Source organism: Paraburkholderia sp. TE9906, assembly GCF_056279605.1.
Genome location: NZ_JBWCCT010000013.1, coordinates 1 through 19,873 on the forward strand (window position 1 = coordinate 1; position 19,873 = coordinate 19,873).

18 protein-coding genes and 1 riboswitch are annotated in these 19,873 nt (G+C 62.2%); of the genes, 13 read left to right on the top strand and 5 right to left on the bottom strand.

From position 1 onward, the window contains the following. Positions 1–410: 410 nt before the first annotated feature. Entirely contained in the window at positions 411–1,028 is a 618-nt protein-coding gene (locus tag ACZ9H4_RS28115) for a rhomboid family intramembrane serine protease (RefSeq protein WP_476121957.1), read from the top strand. Between the two features lie 66 nt (positions 1,029–1,094). Beyond that, positions 1,095–2,006, top strand: coding sequence for a DUF72 domain-containing protein (locus ACZ9H4_RS28120; protein ID WP_476121959.1), 912 nt, complete (start codon positions 1,095–1,097; stop codon positions 2,004–2,006). Positions 2,007–2,461: 455 nt separating this feature from the next. On the opposite strand, the gene ACZ9H4_RS28125 is transcribed toward ACZ9H4_RS28120, so the two are convergent. Further along, positions 2,462–2,911, bottom strand: a complete 450-nt coding sequence (locus ACZ9H4_RS28125; RefSeq protein WP_408144674.1) for a hypothetical protein — start codon at positions 2,909–2,911, stop codon at positions 2,462–2,464. A 574-nt stretch (positions 2,912–3,485) separates the two neighbouring features. Between ACZ9H4_RS28125 and ACZ9H4_RS28130 the strand changes: the two genes are divergently transcribed. The 4 genes from ACZ9H4_RS28130 (at position 3,486) to ACZ9H4_RS28145 (ending at position 8,696) form a co-directional block, all read left to right on the top strand. Further along, positions 3,486–4,790, top strand: coding sequence for an MFS transporter (locus ACZ9H4_RS28130; RefSeq protein WP_476121962.1), 1,305 nt, complete (start codon positions 3,486–3,488; stop codon positions 4,788–4,790). 158 nt (positions 4,791–4,948) lie between these two features. Further along, positions 4,949–6,163, top strand: coding sequence for a porin (locus ACZ9H4_RS28135; protein WP_476121964.1), 1,215 nt, complete (start codon positions 4,949–4,951; stop codon positions 6,161–6,163). A gap of 58 nt (positions 6,164–6,221) precedes the next feature. After that, positions 6,222–7,649: a M20 family metallopeptidase gene (locus ACZ9H4_RS28140; RefSeq protein WP_408324725.1), complete on the top strand. Its 1,428-nt coding sequence runs from the start codon at positions 6,222–6,224 to the stop codon at positions 7,647–7,649. Between the two features lie 81 nt (positions 7,650–7,730). Then, positions 7,731–8,696: a LysR family transcriptional regulator gene (locus ACZ9H4_RS28145; RefSeq protein WP_408144680.1), complete on the top strand. Its 966-nt coding sequence runs from the start codon at positions 7,731–7,733 to the stop codon at positions 8,694–8,696. A gap of 70 nt (positions 8,697–8,766) precedes the next feature. Here ACZ9H4_RS28145 and ACZ9H4_RS28150 read toward each other — a convergent pair whose 3' ends face one another. The 3 genes from ACZ9H4_RS28150 to ACZ9H4_RS28160 form a co-directional block, all read right to left on the bottom strand. After that, positions 8,767–9,975, bottom strand: coding sequence for a D-amino acid dehydrogenase (locus tag ACZ9H4_RS28150; RefSeq protein ID WP_476121966.1), 1,209 nt, complete (start codon positions 9,973–9,975; stop codon positions 8,767–8,769). A gap of 167 nt (positions 9,976–10,142) precedes the next feature. After that, positions 10,143–10,236, bottom strand: a riboswitch (glycine riboswitch). Positions 10,237–10,348: 112 nt separating this feature from the next. Continuing rightward, the gene (locus ACZ9H4_RS28155) at positions 10,349–11,092 is read right to left on the bottom strand and encodes an aspartate/glutamate racemase family protein (RefSeq protein WP_476121968.1); all 744 of its coding nucleotides are present in this window, start codon (positions 11,090–11,092) and stop codon (positions 10,349–10,351) included. A gap of 97 nt (positions 11,093–11,189) precedes the next feature. Beyond that, complete coding sequence (locus tag ACZ9H4_RS28160; protein ID WP_408153574.1) at positions 11,190–11,918, bottom strand: GntR family transcriptional regulator; 729 nt, start codon at positions 11,916–11,918, stop codon at positions 11,190–11,192. A 365-nt stretch (positions 11,919–12,283) separates the two neighbouring features. Between ACZ9H4_RS28160 and ACZ9H4_RS28165 the strand changes: the two genes are divergently transcribed. The 7 genes from ACZ9H4_RS28165 to hydA all read left to right on the top strand — a co-directional run bounded on the left by ACZ9H4_RS28165 (position 12,284) and on the right by hydA (position 19,009). Continuing rightward, positions 12,284–13,324 carry an ABC transporter substrate-binding protein gene (locus tag ACZ9H4_RS28165; RefSeq protein ID WP_408144688.1) on the top strand — a complete coding sequence of 347 codons (1,041 nt, stop codon included), beginning with the start codon at positions 12,284–12,286 and terminating at the stop codon, positions 13,322–13,324. A gap of 14 nt (positions 13,325–13,338) precedes the next feature. Next, complete coding sequence (locus ACZ9H4_RS28170; RefSeq protein WP_408144690.1) at positions 13,339–14,160, top strand: ABC transporter permease; 822 nt, start codon at positions 13,339–13,341, stop codon at positions 14,158–14,160. Between the two features lie 4 nt (positions 14,161–14,164). Next, positions 14,165–14,935, top strand: coding sequence for an ABC transporter ATP-binding protein (locus ACZ9H4_RS28175; protein ID WP_408324733.1), 771 nt, complete (start codon positions 14,165–14,167; stop codon positions 14,933–14,935). Between the two features lies 1 nt (position 14,936). Next, on the top strand, positions 14,937–15,914 hold the full coding sequence (locus tag ACZ9H4_RS28180) for an NAD-dependent epimerase/dehydratase family protein (protein ID WP_408144694.1): 978 nt from the start codon (positions 14,937–14,939) through the stop codon (positions 15,912–15,914). Positions 15,915–15,944: 30 nt separating this feature from the next. Then, entirely contained in the window at positions 15,945–16,748 is an 804-nt protein-coding gene (locus tag ACZ9H4_RS28185; protein WP_476121972.1) for an SDR family NAD(P)-dependent oxidoreductase, read from the top strand. 94 nt (positions 16,749–16,842) lie between these two features. Further along, positions 16,843–17,568: a maleate cis-trans isomerase family protein gene (locus ACZ9H4_RS28190; protein WP_408144698.1), complete on the top strand. Its 726-nt coding sequence runs from the start codon at positions 16,843–16,845 to the stop codon at positions 17,566–17,568. A gap of 1 nt (position 17,569) precedes the next feature. Then, positions 17,570–19,009 carry a dihydropyrimidinase gene (gene hydA / locus ACZ9H4_RS28195; RefSeq protein ID WP_476121974.1) on the top strand — a complete coding sequence of 480 codons (1,440 nt, stop codon included), beginning with the start codon at positions 17,570–17,572 and terminating at the stop codon, positions 19,007–19,009. Positions 19,010–19,308: 299 nt separating this feature from the next. Here hydA and ACZ9H4_RS28200 read toward each other — a convergent pair whose 3' ends face one another. Continuing rightward, complete coding sequence (locus tag ACZ9H4_RS28200; RefSeq protein ID WP_408144702.1) at positions 19,309–19,773, bottom strand: VOC family protein; 465 nt, start codon at positions 19,771–19,773, stop codon at positions 19,309–19,311. Between the last annotated feature and the right edge of the window lie 100 nt (positions 19,774–19,873).

The window sequence follows — 19,873 nt, forward strand, 5'->3', positions numbered from 1 at the left end:
AATCAGTTCGCCATTCTGTTCGGCGAGCGATTCACCGCCGCGATGAGCTGAGATTTTTTAACCGACCTCAGCACACAAAATTCCTGACACCTCCGTTTGATCTGAAGTCTCAACGGCTCGCCGGCGACCCCGCGAATGGCTCTGCACCGCGCGCTTGCAGCCGGAAGCCACCGTCGCGAATGAAGCCATTGAAAGGGTAACGAGCGCGCTTTTCAGAATTCGATGCACGCTATCCCCCTGGCTTGCTCGCGTCTGGCCTTGACTGGACGACCATCATGCCGACAGTCGTTTTACCCGGTAAAGTGAGCGTAACTTCCTGTACTCACCTGCTGCACGCTTAGGCACGTCAGAGACCTTCGGACTCAAACCGTGCGCTACGACGCGGCACCCACTGTCCGGAGCAATGCGCAATGCCGCAACCGACGATACGGCTTGGGTCCGCGACCGCCGCCAGAGACACTCTAGCCGCGCGACTCAAGGCGCGCGTCGCGCTGCTCGCACTGTTCGTCGGCTCGATGTGGGCGGTATTCTTCCTGTCGGCTGCGTTGCCGTTCCTGAATTTGAATGCGCACGGCGTGGTGCCACGTTCGCTCAGCGGCTTGCAAGGCATCCTGTTCGCCCCATGGCTGCACGCAAGTCTGGGGCACATTGCGGCCAATACCGGCGGCCTGCTGGTGCTCGGATGGCTCTGCATGTGGCCTCGCATCTCGCTCCTCTGGGAGGCGACGGCGGGCGCGATGCTTGGCGCAGGCCTCTGCGCGTGGCTATTCGGTGCATCCGGCTCCGTGCACATCGGAGCGAGCGGGCTGGTATTCGGCTATGCCGGCTACCTCGTTGCGCGAGGTTACTACACCCGCAAAATCGTTTCGATACTTGTGGCATTGCTCGTTATAAGCAGCTTCGGTCTCAGCATGCTGCTCGGCGTTTTGCCGCTCTATCCCGGCCTGTCGTGGCAGAGCCATCTCGGCGGCCTGCTGGGCGGCGTTCTTGTAGCGCGCCTTGGCTCGTCCGGCCAATCACGTGCGTGACGACGCGGCGACCACGAGACAATCCATCATCGTCCTGCAGGCACCGCACTCGGATCAGGAGGCATCGTGAAAATACTTTGCGGGTCGGCTGGCTGGACGGATAAGACGCTCATCGCGTGCAAGCGTTTCTATCCGGCCGAATGTCGAAGCGCCGAGGCACGACTGCGGTTCTATGCATCGCAGTTCCCGCTGGTGGAGGTTGATTCCAGCTACTACGGCATGCCCTCTGCGTCGAACTCAGCGCTGTGGGCGGAGCGCACGCCCGACGATTTCACTTTCGATGTCAAGGCGTTCCGGCTGCTGACTGGACATCAGACCGCGCGGGAGTCTCTGACGAAGGACATCGCGATGGCGATCCCGGAGACGGGCAAAAAGAGCCTCTACTACCGTGATATTCCGGACGAGGTGCTTGATGAACTCTGGCGGCGTTATCGCGAGGCGCTCGCGCCACTGCACCGCGCTGGCAAGCTTGGTGCCGTTCTTTTCCAGTTTGCTCCATGGCTGACCTGCGGTCCTGAAGGAAGCGCCCACGTCGAAGAATGTGCGGACCGCATGCACGGCTACACGGTCGCGGTAGAGTTTCGGAACAATTCATGGCTGGACGACAAACACGCATCCAGCACATTAGACCTGCTAAGGCGATACAAGCTCGTACACGTCATCATGGATGCGCCTGTAGAAGTCACGAACCGTGCGCACACCGTGTGGGAAGTCACCAATCCTCACCTTGCGTTCGTACGGCTGCATGGTCGCAATGCGGATACGTGGAGCCCGACCGGTGCCGCGACCGCCTCGGTACGCTTCGACTACGACTACAGCGACGGTGAACTGACCCAGTTATCCGGACCCATCCGCGATATCTCGAGGCAGGTGGCAACGACGCACGTGATTTTCAATAACTGCCGCGAAGACCAGGGTCAGCGAAACGCGCGCACCCTTATGGCGATACTTGGCCAACGAGTACGAGGGGCATGGTGAAGCCCGAAAATCTTCAGGCCGCGGGCCAACAACTGATTGGGCTGTGGTCGAATCTATAGACAATCTCATCGAAGACCCAGATCTTGTCTCCTGGAGGCCCTCGCACAGCATCTTTGGGCACCGGCGGACACAAGGGACAACTCGTTGCTGAAGGCATCCGCCGATGGAAAGAGCCGAACTACCGCCGTGGTCGAACGCAGGATACTCACGGCGACGCAACCTCACGAGACTGCCTCTCAGAGAGGCCACTGCGTATGCTGTCTGGAATGCCGCTCTTTCCGCATCTCGAAGCAGCCCATCCAGGATCCTTTACACCATGTATTGGCACCACGGCCCAGCCTGAAATGTCGCACTCACAACGGCATCACACCCTCAAACGGATAGCACCCGTCGCCGGCGCCGTTGAAACATGGCACGGCCGCGTGTTGGGGACAACGGCGGGGGGCCAACGGCGCTCACTCCGCGCTCTCCCCACCCGCCGTCTGCCTGCACACAATGGCCGTCAGCACCATTGGAATGACCGAATGAACAGTCGCCGTGCTCCCCGCGCCGGTGAGAAGACGCTTGACCGAATCCGCCGAACCGAGCACCACCACACCGTAGACCGCGCCTGGCGCAGGATTTCCGTCGCCAGCTTTGAAAAGCGGATCATCCGGCTGATATCCGAAAACGGCATGAACGCGCAGGCCGAATGCAGTCAAACCTGCGCCGCTCGTCGGGCGAAACGCGTTCACCGAGTTTGCCTCGACCCGCATTGCGGGAACTGCGATCGACTGCGTATCGACGAGACTGGTGACGAATTCGTGCGCGGTTTCTCCGCACGTCAATTGATCGTCCAGGGCATGGCTGAATGCCGGCGCTGGAACCATAGCAACGATTGCCAACAACTTCGAGAGCGGTCGCATTTGCACATTCTTCCTTAATGTGATCCTGGAAACGCTCACCGCGTTTCGCCCCCTCCGGCGGAGGTGAGCCCACGATCGGGCGCTCCATGCGCTTGGGCACTCTCAAGCATCTCCCGTGCCACTCGCGCCTGTCGCCACCTCATATTTTAAACGGCCCCAGAGGAATGCGGTTCCTTCCTTGCCCCTTCGTTGGCTGGCGATGCCCTAAGCCCGATTGTGTCTGGGCAGGACAACCACTTCCGAACGGATGGCGCACGACTGCGCGAGCACGCCGTCCTGCTACCCGACGGCACCAACACCGTGCAGCCATGCCGCCGCATACATCCCCATTCTCTCCGAATCAGGAATGACCGGCGAACGAACCCAAACGTCCGACGCAGATCCTTTAGGCATTTCAGTCGCGATGCCCCACCCTGCATAAGGCACATACCAAAATTTATCGGCCCAAAAAAATGTGAATAGCCGAAGGTTTTTTTCCCGGAAATACTGGCTTCACCTCAAGCCGATGCCGGTTCCCACACTTGTGAGGATCGCTCGTGTGCTTGCCATCAAACCGTCGTCCTCCGGGAATTCGATGAGCAACGTCACTCTACAAACCGCCGAAACGCCCGCTGCGCTCCGTCCCATTCAGTCGAGTCCTCAGATACGCACGATCGCCGCCTGCTCGATCGGCAACGCGCTTGAGATGTACGACTTCACCGTCTACAGCTTTTTCGCCATGCTGATCGGCAAGCTGTTTTTCCCGGTCGATAGCGCGTACGGTTCCCTGCTGCTCGCGGTCGGAACCTTCGGCATCGGTTTCGTCATGCGCCCGCTCGGCGCGCTGGTCATCGGCAGCTTCGCCGACCGCCGCGGGCGCAAGGCTGCGATGACGCTAACGATCGCGCTCATGGTGGGCGGCACGCTGTGCATTGCCTTCGCACCCACGTATGCAACGGCCGGGACTCTCGGCACGCTCGTCATCGTATTCGGCCGCATGTTGCAGGGTTTCTCGCTCGGCGGAGAAATCGGCGCGTCGACCGCGATGTTGATGGAATCAGGCAGCTTCGGCAGCCGCGGCTTCCGGATCGGCTGGCAAGGCGCGAGCCAGGGATGCGCCGCCGTGCTCGGCGCATTGAGCGGTGCGGTGCTCTACGCAAGCCTGTCGTCCTCCGCGCTTGAGTCCTGGGGCTGGCGGATGCCGTTTCTGCTGGGGCTGCTGATCGCGCCCGTCGGTCTCTATATCCGCACTCATCTCGACGAAACGCTGGATGGCGATGCAGCGGAATCTCATCCGCTCACGACTTTGTTCACCGAGCACGGCAGCAAGATCGTGCGCGGTGTGTTGTCTATCGTCGCCGGAACGGTCGGCATGTACCTCGTCGTGTTCTTCATGCCGACCTATCTGGTACGCGTGCTGCACCTTTCCACCTCGCTGTCGTTGATGGCCGGCTGTGTGTCGGGTGCAACGATGACGGTCATGTGTCTCGTGTCCGGCCTGATCGCCGATCGGACCGTCTCTCGCAAGCCGATTGCACTCGCCTCCGTCGTGCTGACGACACTGCTCATCTACCCCGCGTTCTGGGCGATGAACATGCATCCGAGCATTCCGCTGGCCCTTGTCGTGGTCGCCATCGTCACGGCGGCGAGCAGCTTCGGCAGCGCACCGATGTTGCTGCTGCTCATGGAGATGTTCCCGGCCAGCGTGCGGGCGAGCGGACTCTCCGTCATCTATAGCATTGGTGTTGCACTCTTTGGCGGTGCCGCGCAGTTCATCGTGACCTGGCTGCTTGCAAAGACCGGCAATCCGATGTCGCTGGCGCTCTACATGATCGCCTGCGGAATCGTCACCGTGTGCGCGATGTCCAGCCTCCCCGAGCCGCGCAAGCGCGCCTCATAACAAACGGCACGGTCCGCCTTTGGGCGGCCGGACGCCGGACTCCAGGCCGATATTCATCCCGCTGAGTCAATCAGCATTCGCGTTCGAATGAGACGCGAGGGAGCGGCTCGCCCCGTTCACCCGCGCATTGATTAAAAACACGCAAGTGGAGATTTGCAATGAAAAAAACATTGGGTGCGCTGCTCGCTTCGCTTGGCACATTAGCGTGCTCCGGGGCATTCGCCGAAGTATCTCCAGGCGCGCCAGCCGACTCGGCCGCTGTTCTGTACGCAACCGGCTCGCAAATGCAGTCGATCTTCAGATACTGGGGCGCCGGCCTGGGGCCGCAGACACTGGGTGTCGCGTCACAGCGTACCTTTGTCACGCTCTACGGGACGCTGGACATGGGCATCAACTATACGAAGGCCGGTCCATACAGCATCACGCGCGTGCAATCGGGCGGCGCACTGACGTCGAAGTTCGGTTTCTACGGACAGGAATATCTGGGTAATCAATGGACCGTGTTCTTCCGGCTGGAAAACGGATTCCTCGGCAACACCGGCGCGGTTCAGGATACGACGTCGTTCTTTAATCGCGCGTTCTATATCGGGATGCAGAATCCCATCTACGGGCAGCTGACCTTAGGCCGTCAATATACGTCGGCCGGTGCTGCGGCGCTCGGCGCGGATCCGTTCCTCGCCGTCGCGCACGAATCGGTCTATACGTATTTTCTCGGCGTCACGGATCTCGGTCTCGGTGCGAACGGCGACGCGCTCGGCCGCCTGCCCAACACGTTGCGCTATATCTCGCCGCGCTTCGGCCCATTCGGCTTCGACCTGAGCTACTCCCTCAAGGGCGATCAATCGATCGGGCCCGCCGTGCACCAACGCTCGGCAATGGTCTCTTATATCGACAAACGCGCGGTGCTGTCGATCGCTTTCGGCCAAAGCTGGTGCGACCCGTCGATGACGAGCAGTTGTGTCGGCGACACCCGAATCGCGCCGACCAAGCGCACCGACACCTATCTGGTCTCGCTGATGTACGACGTCGGCCCGTTCATCGCGCAAGGCGCCTATATCCGCTATGTGCCGCAAACCGCCGACACGGCTATCGCAAGTCTGTATCTGCTCGGTTTGCAAAAATGGTGGGGCGTCAACTTGCTGCGCGCTTCGGTTGCGTATCGCGATACGACGAAAGCTCAGGACTACGCATACGGCTCGACCATCGGTATCGATCATTTTCTGTCGAAGCGAACGTCTGTTTACGGACGCGTCGGTCTGATGCGTAACGGGCCGAACTCCAGCGTCACCTACAACTACGACAGCGGCTCGCCCGCACCCGCTCCCGGACGCACCGTGTCGAGCGTCACGCTGGGTATCAACCATCAATTCTGATCGGATGCGCGGCCCTGTCGCGCATCCATTTTGCGTCACCCTACTGAGGAGATAATCCGTGTCGAGCGAACTGGTTCACGATTTCATCGAGAGCAGAAAAGACAAGTACATCCAGCTATCGGACGAAATCTGGCAGTACGCGGAGTTGGGCTACACCGAACAGAAATCGGCTGCCGCGCATATCGCGTTTCTGAAATCGGCGGGCTTCACCGTGCGCGAGGGTGTCGCCGGTATTCCGACGGCGTTCGTCGCCGAAGCCGGCTCGGGTGGCCCGGTGATCGGCATTCTCGGCGAATTCGATGCGCTGTCCGGCCTTAGCCAGGAGAGCCTCGCGCTCAGTTGCTGCCCGTCGAACGAGATCGTCAACGGTAACGGCCACGGCTGTGGCCACCATCTGCTCGGGACAAGCGCGCATCTGGCGGCCGTCGCGGTCAAAAACGCGCTGGAGCGCAGCGGCATCGAAGGCACGGTTCGCTTCTACGGTTGTCCCGCGGAGGAAGGCGGCTGGGGCAAGACCTTCATGACCCGCGCGGGTCTGTTCGACGATGTGTCCGCCGCGATCACGTGGCACCCCGGCGTCGCGAACACGATCATGAATATCGAGAGTCTCGCGGTCAAACAGGCGTACTTCCGCTTCAAGGGTGTCGCCGCGCACGCCGGCGCGTCGCCGCACCTCGGACGCAGCGCGCTCGACGCGCTCGAACTGATGAACATCGGCACGAACTTCCTGCGCGAACACATGATCCCTGATGCCCGTGTTCACTACGCGATCACCGACGCGGGCGGCGTCGCGCCAAACGTCGTGCAGCCGAATGCGGCGGCGCTGTACATGATCCGCGCGCCGCGCAATCGTGATGCTCAGGAACTGTACGAGCGGGTCTGCAACATCGCGCGCGGCGCGGCGCTGATGACCGATTGCGAGTTGGAAATCGAGGTTCATTCGGCCTGTTCGAACCTGATGCGCAACACGACGTTGAACGAGCTGATGCACGCGAAGTTGAAGGAGTTCGGCGCGCCACAGTATGACAAGGCCGAACTGCAGTTCGCCGAGTCGATTCATCAAACGACGCGCCCCGACGAGATCGAAATGGCGGGACGAATGCTTGCCGCAGCGTGGCGCCAACCGAAGGCGCTGTTCGATGGCGTCGATGCACTCGACAACGACCGTCCGTCGAAGATGGGCGGTTCGACCGACGTCGGCGACGTCAGTTGGGTCACGCCCACGGTGCAGTGCATGACCGCATGCTTTGCGTTCGGCACGTCGCCGCATTCGTGGCAGTGGGTTGCCCAGGGCAAGAGCGCGATCGCGCACAAGGGCATGGTGCTCGCGGCCAAGACGATGGCCGCCACCGCACTGGAGTTGTACACCAGCCCGCTGCTGCTCGCGGCAGCGCGCACGGAACTGGCGGAGCGCCTGGCCGTTGAGCCGTACGTGTGCCCGATTCCTGAGAGTGTGAAGCCGCCTCTGCCGAAGGCAGCGGGCTAACCCGCCACAACGACGCGCCGTGAGCATTTTTGTCCCGCTAAGCTATGCCCTTGAAAGATGAACATGAGAACTGGGGGCACTGTGAAGTTGAGACAACTCGACGCGCTGCGTGCGGTCGCCGAGGCCGGCAGTCTGCATGAAGCCGCTCGCCGTCTGTTCCTGACGCAGCCGGCGATCAGCCGCTCCATCCGGGAGCTGGAAGTCGAACTGGGCATGCTGTTGCTGACCCGATCGGCGAATGGCGCCACCTTGACGCCATTCGCCCACCAGGTGCTAAAACGCGCACTCGTCGTGCAGCGGGAAGTCGGGCGTATCGTGGAAGACGCGCAGACAGCGCGCGGAGAACTCGGCGGGCGGCTCACGCTCGCGGTCACGCCGCCGGCGTCGACGCGCGCGCTCGCCGACTCGTTGATCGAACTGACCGCAGCGCGCCCGGACGTGAACTTGCAGGTGATCGAATGGCGCGCCGAGAATATCGCGGACGGTTTGCGAAACGGCACGATCGACGTGGCGATCTTTACGCAATACGGCGAGCCAAAAAACGCCACGTTCGAATGGATGCAACTCTACGATCTCGACGTGCAACTGACCATCGCGGCGTCCTATCAAGGTAGCGAAACGCTGTCGATCGAACAGCTTCACGCGCTTCCATGGCTCCTGCTGGATTCTCCCAACGACGAATCCGGCTTTGTCGCAACGCTGTTCGGGGCGCACGGTATGCCCCCGCCGACGCGCACGACGCGCTGTTCAGCGATGAATCTCTATCTGGACCTCGCGATGCGGATGGAGGCGATCACGGTATTTACGTCGCTGGCGATGCCATTGCTGTCCCAGCGCGTGGATGACGGCATGCTCAAATTGCTGAGCCTGAGAGAACCAATGCCCAGGATCGGCATGTACCTCGCCTATTCCAGCGGCGAACTGCTGACCGCCACCGCGCAGGATTTCATCCGGCGCCTGCGAACCAAGCTCGACGGCGATGACGAGGGACGCATGCCTGCCGGCATGCGCTACAGCGACACGCGCCTTGCCGTCGGCGTTCGCTAGGCCACGTGTCGGATCATCTCTCACGCACACCGCGCGAGAGATGATCCGACCATGAGGTGCCTGGTCGATGCTACATCGCGCTCGCAACGGCGTGCGCCGTTGCCGCCGACAACGTCCAGCCCAGATGACCATGCCCCGTGTTGTAGAACACGCCGCGCCGTTTCCCACGGCCCACCTTGGGCAACATGCTCGGAAGCATCGGCCGCAAACCCGCCCAGGGAATGACGCGCGAAGTCGATACTTCGGGAAAATATCGCCGCGTCCAGTCCACTAGCGGTGCGATGCGGTCCGAACGAATATCGCGGTTAAAGCCGTTGATTTCCGCCGTGCCCGCTACCCGGAAACGATCCGCGCCGAGACGGCTCGTCACGATCTTCGCACTGTCGTCGAGCAGGCTGACTGACGGCGCGTGCTGCTGACTGGTTTTGTCGTCGAGACAGACGGTGATCGAATAGCCCTTCACAGGATAGATATTCACGTGATCGCCGAGCATCGCCGCGAAGTCGCGGCTCTTCACGCCGGCGCAGACGACGATGCGCTCGAAGGTGAACGGCTGCGTTTCGCCTTCGAGATTGACCATCAGCGAAAAACGGCCTTCGGCAGGCTGCTCGATCGACGTGATCTGCGCGTCGTAATGGAATTCGACGCCGTGCCGTTCGCATGCCTGCGCGAGCCCGCGCGTGAACTTGTGAATGTCGCCGGTCGAATCGGACGGCGTAAAAAAACCGCCATAAAAATCGCCATGCAACGCGGGTTCGATGCGCTGCAATTCGCTTGCACTGACCGGGTTGCGCTCGAGGCCGCCTTCACGCAGCAGGTCATTCACCTTGCTCGCGGCGTCGAATTCCCTGCTGGTCTTGTAGATATGCAGAATGCCGCGCCGTTCCAGATCGAAATCGATACCTTCTTTTTCAGCGATCGAAAACAGATGCTCGCGCGCGGCGAGCGCGAGCCGCACGGTTTCGACCGTATTCGCGCGATAGTGCGGAATCTGCCGCAGGAATTCGCCCATCCACGAATACTTGTGCCACGTGGGTAGCGGATTGAGCAGCAGCGGGGCATCGCGCGTGAGCATCCAGCGCAGGCCCTTGAGCACGGTCGCCGCGCTGTTCCAGACTTCGGCATTGCTGGCGGAAAGCTGGCCGCCGTTGGCGAACGAGGTCTCCATGGCCGCGTAGCGGTGGCGTTCGAACACGGTAACGTGATGGCCGCGCTGCGCGAGCGCATGAGCGGTCGTGACGCCGGTAATGCCGGCGCCGATAATGGCGATTCGTGACATGACATGGTCCAGAGTGGTTGAGCATCGCCGATGTCGATTTCGTGTTGACTGATTCGAAATCGGCGTCGATGCCCCATCTGTCCATGTACCTGAGAGTTTCTTCCCGCGCCGGGCAAGCAGGCGGGGAATCCCCTTCGGTGGGCGCGCGTGCGCCGCTCTCCAGATGTTCCTGCTGCGCGGTCCTTTTGCCTGAGAGTTTCCGGGGCGGTTGCTCCGTCGGCGTCGTCGCGAATCCTTGACGATCTCTCCCGCGCTGCATCGCAGAACGGCTCGACAATACCGGGCAAAAATATTTACCGCAAGTCTTTCGTGCAATGGTCGGCGGTCTGGATCAATCGGTCACCGCTCATAGCGAGTGAGCAAGTGCGAACTCTCATTCACGCGCCAGTAATTCGGAAAGACCATTCGAGAGTCCGGCATTGAGCTTGGGTGGCGGTTTGGCGAAACTGCCGCTCTGAGCGCGTATCGTTGCGAGACGGGTCAATACTTGCGCCTGGCACACCCCACTCGATACGCCATCGACAACCGGCACCGGCAGAAGGTCCGCCACACTGCGCGCCAACCCTGCGAGCGGCGCGCCAGCCAGAATCAGCACGTCCGCGCCGTCTTCTTCCACCGCGCGGCGGCTCAATTCGACCAGATAGCTGCCGTGATCTTCCCGGACCGTGGCGGGGTCACGCAGCGGGCGATCGAGATGACGGATTCCCGCCAGCCGGCTCAACATGCCGTAACGGTCAACGCATTCCCGATACCAGGCGGTGATGCGCCGCGAAATCGCAATGATCCCGATCCGCTGACCGAGTTGCGCCGCGGTCATCAGCGCGGCTTCGGTCATGCCGACAACCGGCACGTCGAGTACTTCCCGCAATTCGTGCAGACCGGGGTCGCCGAATGCCGCAATCAGCAGCGCATCGTATTGGCCTTTGCGTTCCCCGGCGATGCTCGCCACGGCGTGCGCACCGAGCAGCGCCTCGAAGCGGGTTTCGATGTAGGCCACACCGCTTGCCGCTGTCGCCATCTCGATCTGCACATCGGCTGACGCGACGCGGCGAGCTTCGGCTTCGATCAGATCGGTGACGCCGCGTGAAATGTTCGGGTTGACGATCAGCAGTTTCATGATGGCTCCAGCCAGGTGTCGCCGCGCGGCAATATCGCCAACAGCAACGGTCATGGTGCGATAGCAGTATCGAGGCGCGAGCAGACGCCGCGCGCACTCATCCAAAGATGGCCTGCAGATCGACCTCAGTGTCCTCGGGCAACGAGAGATCAAGCGTCGCCTCGATGTGATCGAGGTGTCCGACCGCCGCCGCTATCGCCGCATCGAGTTCGCCCTTCTCCATCAGCCCGACGATTTCCGTGTGCTCGTGATTCGGACAGGCGGGCACGTTGGGGGAATCGAACAGCAAGATGATGAGACAGGTCAGCGAAGCGAGTTCGCGCATCAGCTTGGTCAGCGGCGGACTCGCCACCATTTCGGCGATCAGCAGATGAAATTCCCCGGAGAGGCGAATCACCGCGTGCTTGTCGCCCTTCTCGCGGGCCGCACGTTCCTTGGCGACATGCGCATGGAGACGCCGAAAATCCTCGGCCTTGCCACGCTCGACGAGGCTGCGGATCAGCGCCGGCTCGAGAATGCGCCGCGCCTGGAAAATATGGCGCGCGTCCTGCACCGACGGGCTTGCGATGAACGCCCCGCGATTCGGGATCGTGGTGACGATGCCTTCGTGCGTGAGCCGCGCCAGCACCTTGCGAATTCGCGTGCGGTTGACCTTGAACACGCTGGCGAGTTTTTCCTCGACGAGTTTGGTGCCCGGAATCAGCCGGTGCTCCATCACCGCGGTGAGGATGCGCTCATAGATCGCATCGGAATTGTCTTCCGCATCGAGGATCTGAGCGGCCGGCCGCGCCTTACGCGAGCCGACGGATTCTTTGTCGATTAGCACGCTGGGTGTTCTCCACTGACCAACGATGGTTTTGCGTCATTGCAATTGTACATTGTGACAAAAATAAACTTGATTGTGGAAACTTGCACCATTCATGTCACCAGGCACTTACAGCGAACCCAGTCCGCACGCAACAGGTGCGGAATGCGTTGATATAGCAATGTCTCAGCCTGCTCGACCCATCAACGAATGGGATTGCGCCCATTTTCCCCGCCTGCCCCATGCGCGCCGCCGCTCGCGGCTTTGAGCCCCATACAGAAGTCATGTTTGAGCTTGCCGATGTTCTCCAAGTGATTCATTGGCACACCTGTTGCTTAGTTTTGTCACAAACATATTTCATTTTGTGACAAAACGGAGTCCACCTGATGCGATTTGCCCGTTCCTCTCTCGCCGTCCTGAAAAGCGCTGCGCGCGTGCTGTTTGCACCTCTACTGGTCGCCGCCGCGCTTGCGCCCGCGGCCGGCCACGCCAAGGACGCCGAACCGATCAACCTCGGCTATGCCAAGTGCGCGCACTGCACACCGTTGTCGCTCACCCCGCAGTACGCCACCGGCGTCAAGCTGACGACAACCTCGTTCAATACGGGCAACGACGTGCTGACCGCGTTGCTCTCGAAAAGCATCGACATCGCACAGGTCACCTATCTGCACTATGTCACGGCACTCGACAAGGGCTTCAAGGTAGTCGGCGTCTCCGGCCAGATCAACGGCGGCTCGCAGGTGCTGATCGCCAACAATTTGCCGGTGCAAGCGGGCGACTGGGACGGCTTGAAGAAACTCATCATGCAGTACAAGAAGGACGGCAAGCCGTTCCGCGTCGCCGCGTCGCGCGGTAATGCGCAGGACATTCATATGCGCGGCGCGTTCCTCACGCACGGCATCGACATCAACAAGGATGTGCAGTTCATCAACATCCCGAATCCTTCGGACCACGTTCAGGCGCTGCGCCGGGGCGAAGTCGAATTGATTACGTCGGTCGAGCCGTTCGCCACGCAAATCCGCGAGGTCAAGGCGGCCAAATTTTTTGCGTTTCCGTATGACCAGGCGGCCGGCAAGCTGACCAACCTGATCGTCACGCGCCCGGATGTGATCGAGAGCAATCCGCAAGGCGTGCTCGAAACGGTTCGCGCGATCGTCAAGGTGGACGACATGATGGCCGCGAACAAACCGCTTTTCGTCGACACGATCCAGAAGGTGACGGGGCTCGACAAGACCATTGCAGCGGGTGCGGTCGACAACCTCTATCCGGACTACAAAATGTACCGCACGTCCGCCATGTCGATTGCGAAGATGATGCACGACCTGAAGTACGTGAATTCGGACGTCAGCGATGCGGTGCAGAAGAATCTCGACTACAGCTTCCTCGAGAAGGTGACCGGCAAACCCAAGACCGAACTCGGTTACTGATCGGAACGCGCACCATGCCATCCCTGTTTTCCTCACGTTTCTACAAGCGGATCGAGCGTGGCATCGTGCCGGTGCTGCTGCTGGCCGGGTGGGAGGCGTTTTCCCGCTCGGGCATCCTGCCCGCCGCGTTGCTGCCGGCGCCGTCGCAGGTCGTGCTCGCCTGGGCCGACTGGATTTTCAGCACCGACGGCAACACCCAGACCTACTCCGGCCACTGGCTCTTCGATATCGCGGCCAGTTCCGGACGCGTGTTCGCGGGCTTCGCGATCGCCACGGTGCTCGGCGTCGCCATCGGCATGGCGATAGGCTGGTCGCGTTCGATCGAATCGCTGGTCGAGCCGACACTGCAAACGCTGCGCCCCGTGCCGCCCGTCTCGTGGATTCCGCTCGCGATCATCTGGTTCGGCATCGCCAACAAGCCGGCGATCTTTCTGGTCTTCATGGGGTCGTTCTTCCCCGTGCTGCTCAGCACGATTCACGGCGTGAAAACGTGCGACCGCAATCTGCTGCGCGCAGGCGCGATGACAGGCGGGACGTCGTCGATGCTGCTGCGTCACATCGTGTTTCCCGCTGCATTGCCGAGCATCTTCTCGGGGCTGCGCATCGCGATCGGTTCCGCATGGATGTTGACCGTCACGGCCGAGATGGTCGCGGTGAAGAGCGGCGTGGGCTACGTACTGTGGGATTCGTACTACTTCCTGCGCTACGACATCGTGATTGCGTCGATGGTCAGCATCGGTCTGCTCGGGTTCGTGAGCGACTACGTCATCAAGCGGATCGGCGGGCGCGTTCTGCGCTGGCAACGCGGTTCCACTCTGCAAGCAAGGGAAGGTTGACAGCATGGCCCTCATCACAATCGACAACGTCTCTCGCACGTTCGAAGACAGCACGCGCAAGCAGGTGGTCACCGCGCTCGACAACGTAAGCCTCAAGGTCGAGCGCAACGAATTCCTGTGTCTGCTCGGCCCGAGCGGCTGTGGCAAGTCCACGCTGCTGAACATGATCGCGGGTTTCGACAAGCCTTCGTCGGGCACGGTGAGCGTCGGCGGCTCGGTGGTCACCGAACCGGGCGCGGACCGCGGCGTGGTTTTCCAGCAAGCGAACCTGATGCCATGGCTGCCGGTGTGGGAAAACGTCGCATTTCATCTGAAGATGCGGAACGTCCCCAAGCCGGAGCGCCGCGAACGCGCCCAGCGCTACATCGAGATGGTCGGCCTGAAGGGTTTCGAAAACCACTTCCCGAGCGAACTCTCCGGCGGCATGAATCAGCGCGTGGGTATCGCGCGCGCACTGCTGATGAACCCGGAAGTGATTCTGATGGACGAGCCGTTCGGCGCGCTCGACGAGCAAACCAAGATGGACATGCACGCCGAGCTGATCCGTATCTGGCGAGAGAGTCGCAGCACGATCGTGTTCGTCACGCACGGAATCGACGAGTCGCTGGCGCTGGGCACGCATGTCGCGGTAATGTCGGCGCGTCCGGGCCGCATTCGCGAACTGCTGCCGATCGAACTCGACCGTCCGCGCGATCCGACCAGCGCCGAATTCAACGACTACAAGCGCCACATCCTCGCGCTGCTGCGTCCAGAAGCGGTGACGGAGTTTGCGTGAGATGACGACCTTCATCACCGGCAGCAGCGGTTTCGTCGGTCTTGCGCTTGCCGAGCGCCTGGTCGCCGGCGGCGAAACGGTGATCGGCTTCGATCGCAGCGCGCCGCGCGCGCAAGCGTTGCAGGCGTTCGCCGCGCTGCCAGGGCGTTTCGTTGCACTGACCGGCGACGTGCGCGACGCCGACGCATTGCGCGAGGCGATGCGCATGCATCGGCCTTCGCGGCTCGTCACGCTAGCCGCGATCACCGCGGATGCACGGCGTGAACGGCAAATGCCGCAGTCCATCTTCGAGGTGAACGTGGGCGGTGTGCTCGCTGCCATCAGCGCGGCGGCTGATGCGGGCGTCGAACGCATCCTGCATGGCAGTTCCGGCTCGACGTACGGATCGAGCGGCCGCGCGCCGCACCCGCTCCTCGAAGACGTCACGCCGTTGTTGCCCGAAGGCCTTTACGGCATCTCCAAACGCGCCGCCGAGGACGCCGCGATGCGTCTTTGCGCATTGCGCGGCGTGCCGCTCGTGATCGGGCGGCTCGGCACGTGCTTTGGTCCCTGGGAAGCCGACTCGGGCGTGCGCGACACCTTGAGCGCACCGCTGCAGGTGCTGTCGAAAGCGCGGCGCGGCGAAACCGCCGTGCTGCCGCGCGCGGGCCGCCGCGACTGGCTCTATGTGCGCGATGCGGTCGCGGCGCTCATTGCGTTGCTCGAAGCGCCGCACTGGCCTCACAGCATCTACAACCTCGCGGCGGGTTTCGAATGGAGCGTCGCCGACTGGTGCGAACGGCTCGCGCAACGCTATCCGACATTCACCTGGCGTATCGCGGAGCAAGGCGAGTCGCCGAATATCGACTACTTCGCCGATTACGACCGCGCGTCGATGGACAACGCGCGGCTCATCGCCGATACCGGTTTTGCGCCGCGGTTCGATCTGAGCGAAGCGGAAGCCGACTTCCATCTCTGGACAACCTCGCTGGGCGCATGAGCGTCTGCCCGCCACCGTTCGAGTAACGTCATGACTCCACCCTCTCCCTACCCGGCCGCGCGCCTGAACATGGCCGGCAAGGCCTGCATCGTCACCGGCGCCGCATCGGGCATTGGCCGCGCGATTGCGCGGCAACTCGCCGCAAACGGCGCGACAGTCGTGATTGCCGACATCACGACGGACGTGATCGAAGGCGGCGAACCGACTGCCGCATTGATCGCGCGCGATGGCGGCCTCGCGCACTTCATCGCTATCGACGTCTCCATCACGGCCCAGGTCGAAGCGCTGGTGGCACACACCGTCGAACGTTTCGGGCGGCTCGACGTGCTGGTCAACAACGCCTGCGTCCGTCATGCAAGGCCGTTGCTGGAACTCGATGACGCGCACTGGCAACGTCTTCTCGACGTCAATCTGACGGGCGTCCTGCGCTGCTGCCGCGCCGCCGTCCGGCAGATGGTGCAGCAGGCGCCCGAAGGCGGCGTGCGCGGACGGATCGTCAATCTGTCGTCGCAGCACGGCATGATCGCCGCGCCGGGCGACCTCGGCTACGGCACGACCAAAGCGGCCATCGACTACATGACGCGCCAGATCGCTACCGACTACGCGCCGCACGGCATCGTCTGCAATGCGGTCGCGCCCGGCAAGATCCAGACCGGCGCGGGTGGCCGCGCGGTCGATCCGGAGGTCCTCGAGCGCGCAAACCGGCGCACGCCCTGGCCGCGTCCCGGCCATCCCGACGACGTGGCGCGCGCGGTCCTGTTCCTTTGTAGCGACATGTCGACCTTCACGACCGGCACCACACTGATGGTCGACGGCGGCTGGATGGCGGCATGAGCGTGACCGGTTCGCTGTGCGCGAGTCGCTCGATACGCATTCAGCGCAGTCCCGGACTCGCTTCTTCACTCCTCTCCCATTTCAATAACGGTCTATGAGTCGACGCATCCGCCTGGGCATTCTGACGCCCTCCTCCAATACTTCTCTCGAACCACTGACGCAGGCGATGATTGCGGGTCTGCCTGAAGTCTCCGTCCATTTCTCGCGCTTTTCCGTCACGCAGATCGCGCTCAGTGCCGATGCGCTAGGCCAGTTCCAGCACGAACGCATTCTCGATGCCGCACGTCTGCTCGCCGATGCGCATGTCGACATGATCGGCTGGAGCGGCACGTCCGCCGGCTGGCTCGGCTTCGCTCAGGACGAAGCGCTGTGCGCCGCGATCACGGCAGCGACGGGCGTTCCCGCGAGCACGTCCGTGCTCGCGCTCAATCGTGCGCTGAAGGCGTTCGGCATCCAACGGCTCGGCCTTGTCTCGCCCTACCTCGCAAGCGTGCAGCAAAAGATCGTGGCGAACTACGCGTCGCTTGGCATCGATGCGGGTTGCGAAAGCCATCTCGAGCTTCAGGAGAATTTTGCCTTCGCGCTGGTCGACGAGGCGACGCTCGACCGCCAGGTGGCCGACGTCGTCGCGCGCGGCGCGCAGGCGGTGGCGACGTTCTGCACCAATCTATACGCCGCGCATCGCGTTGCGCACTGGGAAGCGCAGCACGGCGTGCCGGTGTTCGACACTGTCACCACGGTCGTGTGGGACATGCTGCGCCGCTGCGGCATCGATACACGACGTCTCGCCGGCTGGGGCCGGCTCGTTCAGGAAATTTGAAATGCAAGACTTCGATACCGTCATCCGTAACGCCCGCGTAGTCACGGCCGCGGACATTTTCACCAGCGACATCGGCATTCGCGACGGCCGCATCGCTGCGCTGGGGCTGCAACTCGGTGCCGGCGCGCGCGAAATCGATGCGGCTGGACGACACGTGACGCCGGGCGGCATCGACAGTCACGTCCATTTCGACCAGCCGACCGGCGACGGTTCGGTCATGGCCGATGACTTCCTCTCCGGCACCACGTCCGCAGCCTGCGGCGGCACGACGACGGTGATCCCGTTCGCGTGCCAGCAGAAAGGCCATACACTTCGCGAGGCAATCGACGACTACCATCGGCGCGCGGGCGGAAAGCCCGTAATCGACTACGCGTTCCACCTGATCGTCACCGACCCGACGCCCGAGATTCTGCGTAATGAGTTGCCCGCTCTGATCGCCGAAGGCTACACGTCGTTCAAGATCTATATGACTTACGACGCGCTCAAACTGAGCGATCGCGAGATTCTCGACACACTGTCGGTCGCGCGCAGCGAGGGCGCGATGGTGATGATTCACGCGGAAAATGCCGACTGCATCTCATGGCTGACCGAGCGGCTGCTTGCCGCCGGTCACACCGCGCCTCGCTATCATGCGACGTCGCGGCCCATGCTCGTGGAGCGCGAAGCAACGCATCGGGCCATCGCGTTTGCCGAACTGGTCGACGTGCCGATTCTGATCGTGCACGTATCGGGGCGCGAGGCGGTCGAACAGATACGCTGGGCGCAAAGCCACGGTCTCAAGGTGTATGGCGAAACCTGTCCGCAATACCTGTTTCTGACCGCCGATTCCCTCGGCTGCGACGACAGCTTCGAAGGCGCAAAGTGCATCTGCAGTCCGCCGCCGCGCGACAGGGCCAACCAGCAGGTGATCTGGGACGGACTCGAAAACGGCTCGTTCGAAGTGTTCTCGTCCGATCACGCGCCCTTTCGCTACGACGGTCCGGACGGCAAGAAAGCGCATGGCGAAGCAGTCTCGTTCGACAAGATTGCCAACGGCATTCCGGGCGTGGAGACGCGCATGGCTTTGCTGTGGTCCGAAGGCGTGCGCACGGGCCGCATCACGCCGCAAACCTTCGTTGCACTGACCTCGACCAACGCGGCGAAGCTTTACGGCCTTTACCCGCGCAAGGGCAGCATTGCGATCGGCGCTGACGCCGATGTCGTCATCTGGGACGAGAGCCGCACGTTCCCGGTGGAGAATGCAAGGCTGCATCACAACGTCGATTACACGCCGTATGAAGGCATGCATCTGAGCGCGTGGCCTGCGCTGACCCTGTCGCGAGGCGATGTGGTGTGGGATGGTGAAAAGCCATGTGGCGAGGCCGGCCGCGGCGAGTTCCTGCCATGCGCACGGCCCGATCCGGCCAAGCCCCGCCGCCGCAAGACCGAACTGCCGCTGTAGCGCAGGCAGCCTCGAAGCTTGCCGGAGCCATTCAGCCGGCAAGCGCAGAACCCGATTGCGTCGCGCGCGAGGCCAAAACCGGCCTTGCGGCGCCGATAGCCGACGCAGAAGTGGGATGCCACGGGCGGCCGGGCGTTACTTCGGCTGCTATGTCCGCGCCACTGTGTCGGGCGATTTTTCCGACCGTACGCTGGCGAGTGATGCGCACCTTCACACCTGCGATGCAGACACCCGTGGGTTTGATCATTGTGCCCTATCGCGCGAGGAAGCTGGCAATGCAAGGGGCTTCTGTTAATCCGTCATCCCGCATAGGCGGCTTTCAGCGTGGCGATGTCGAGCTTCACCATTTTCAACATGGCCTCGAAAACGCGCCTGGCCTTTTCCGGATCGGGGTCGGCAATCATCCTGAGTTGATCGGTTGGCGTGAGCTGCCACGAGACGCCGAAGCGGTCTTTCAGCCACCCACACGCCTCGGGCGAACCGCCGCCCTCGAGAAGCGCTTCCCAATAACGGTCGAGTTCCTCCTGATCATCACAGTTGACCATGAGGGATACCGAGTGGTTGAACGCGTCGGATCCGTCGGCGCTCATCGCGATGAAGGGCTGCCCAAAGAGAACAAACTCGACGACCTTCGTGGAGCCGCCGCTCGGCACCGGTGTGACCCGAGTGATGCGCGAGTCTGGAAAGATCGCCGCATAGAAGGCGGCGGCCTCCTCGGCTTGTGTGGAGTACCAAAGAAAGGGAGTGATCTTTTGAATCGCCATGGCAAATCTCCTGGCAGTGTTGGAAGGCGCAGCACCGGCCGCGTGCCACTAGTAGGACGACGAAGGAAGGCCATCACAATCGACACGGCGAGAATGAAAG

Coding starts and splice junctions, on each gene's coding strand:
- ACZ9H4_RS28115 (WP_476121957.1), top strand. CDS start 411: ATGCCGCAACCGACGATACGGCTTGGGTCCGCGACCGCCGCCAGAGAC.
- ACZ9H4_RS28125 (WP_408144674.1), bottom strand. CDS start 2,911: ATGCGACCGCTCTCGAAGTTGTTGGCAATCGTTGCTATGGTTCCAGCG.
- ACZ9H4_RS28130 (WP_476121962.1), top strand. CDS start 3,486: ATGAGCAACGTCACTCTACAAACCGCCGAAACGCCCGCTGCGCTCCGT.
- ACZ9H4_RS28135 (WP_476121964.1), top strand. CDS start 4,949: ATGAAAAAAACATTGGGTGCGCTGCTCGCTTCGCTTGGCACATTAGCG.
- ACZ9H4_RS28150 (WP_476121966.1), bottom strand. CDS start 9,975: ATGTCACGAATCGCCATTATCGGCGCCGGCATTACCGGCGTCACGACC.
- ACZ9H4_RS28155 (WP_476121968.1), bottom strand. CDS start 11,092: ATGAAACTGCTGATCGTCAACCCGAACATTTCACGCGGCGTCACCGAT.
- ACZ9H4_RS28165 (WP_408144688.1), top strand. CDS start 12,284: ATGCGATTTGCCCGTTCCTCTCTCGCCGTCCTGAAAAGCGCTGCGCGC.
- ACZ9H4_RS28170 (WP_408144690.1), top strand. CDS start 13,339: ATGCCATCCCTGTTTTCCTCACGTTTCTACAAGCGGATCGAGCGTGGC.
- ACZ9H4_RS28175 (WP_408324733.1), top strand. CDS start 14,165: ATGGCCCTCATCACAATCGACAACGTCTCTCGCACGTTCGAAGACAGC.
- ACZ9H4_RS28180 (WP_408144694.1), top strand. CDS start 14,937: ATGACGACCTTCATCACCGGCAGCAGCGGTTTCGTCGGTCTTGCGCTT.
- ACZ9H4_RS28185 (WP_476121972.1), top strand. CDS start 15,945: ATGACTCCACCCTCTCCCTACCCGGCCGCGCGCCTGAACATGGCCGGC.
- ACZ9H4_RS28190 (WP_408144698.1), top strand. CDS start 16,843: ATGAGTCGACGCATCCGCCTGGGCATTCTGACGCCCTCCTCCAATACT.
- hydA (WP_476121974.1), top strand. CDS start 17,570: ATGCAAGACTTCGATACCGTCATCCGTAACGCCCGCGTAGTCACGGCC.
- ACZ9H4_RS28200 (WP_408144702.1), bottom strand. CDS start 19,773: ATGGCGATTCAAAAGATCACTCCCTTTCTTTGGTACTCCACACAAGCC.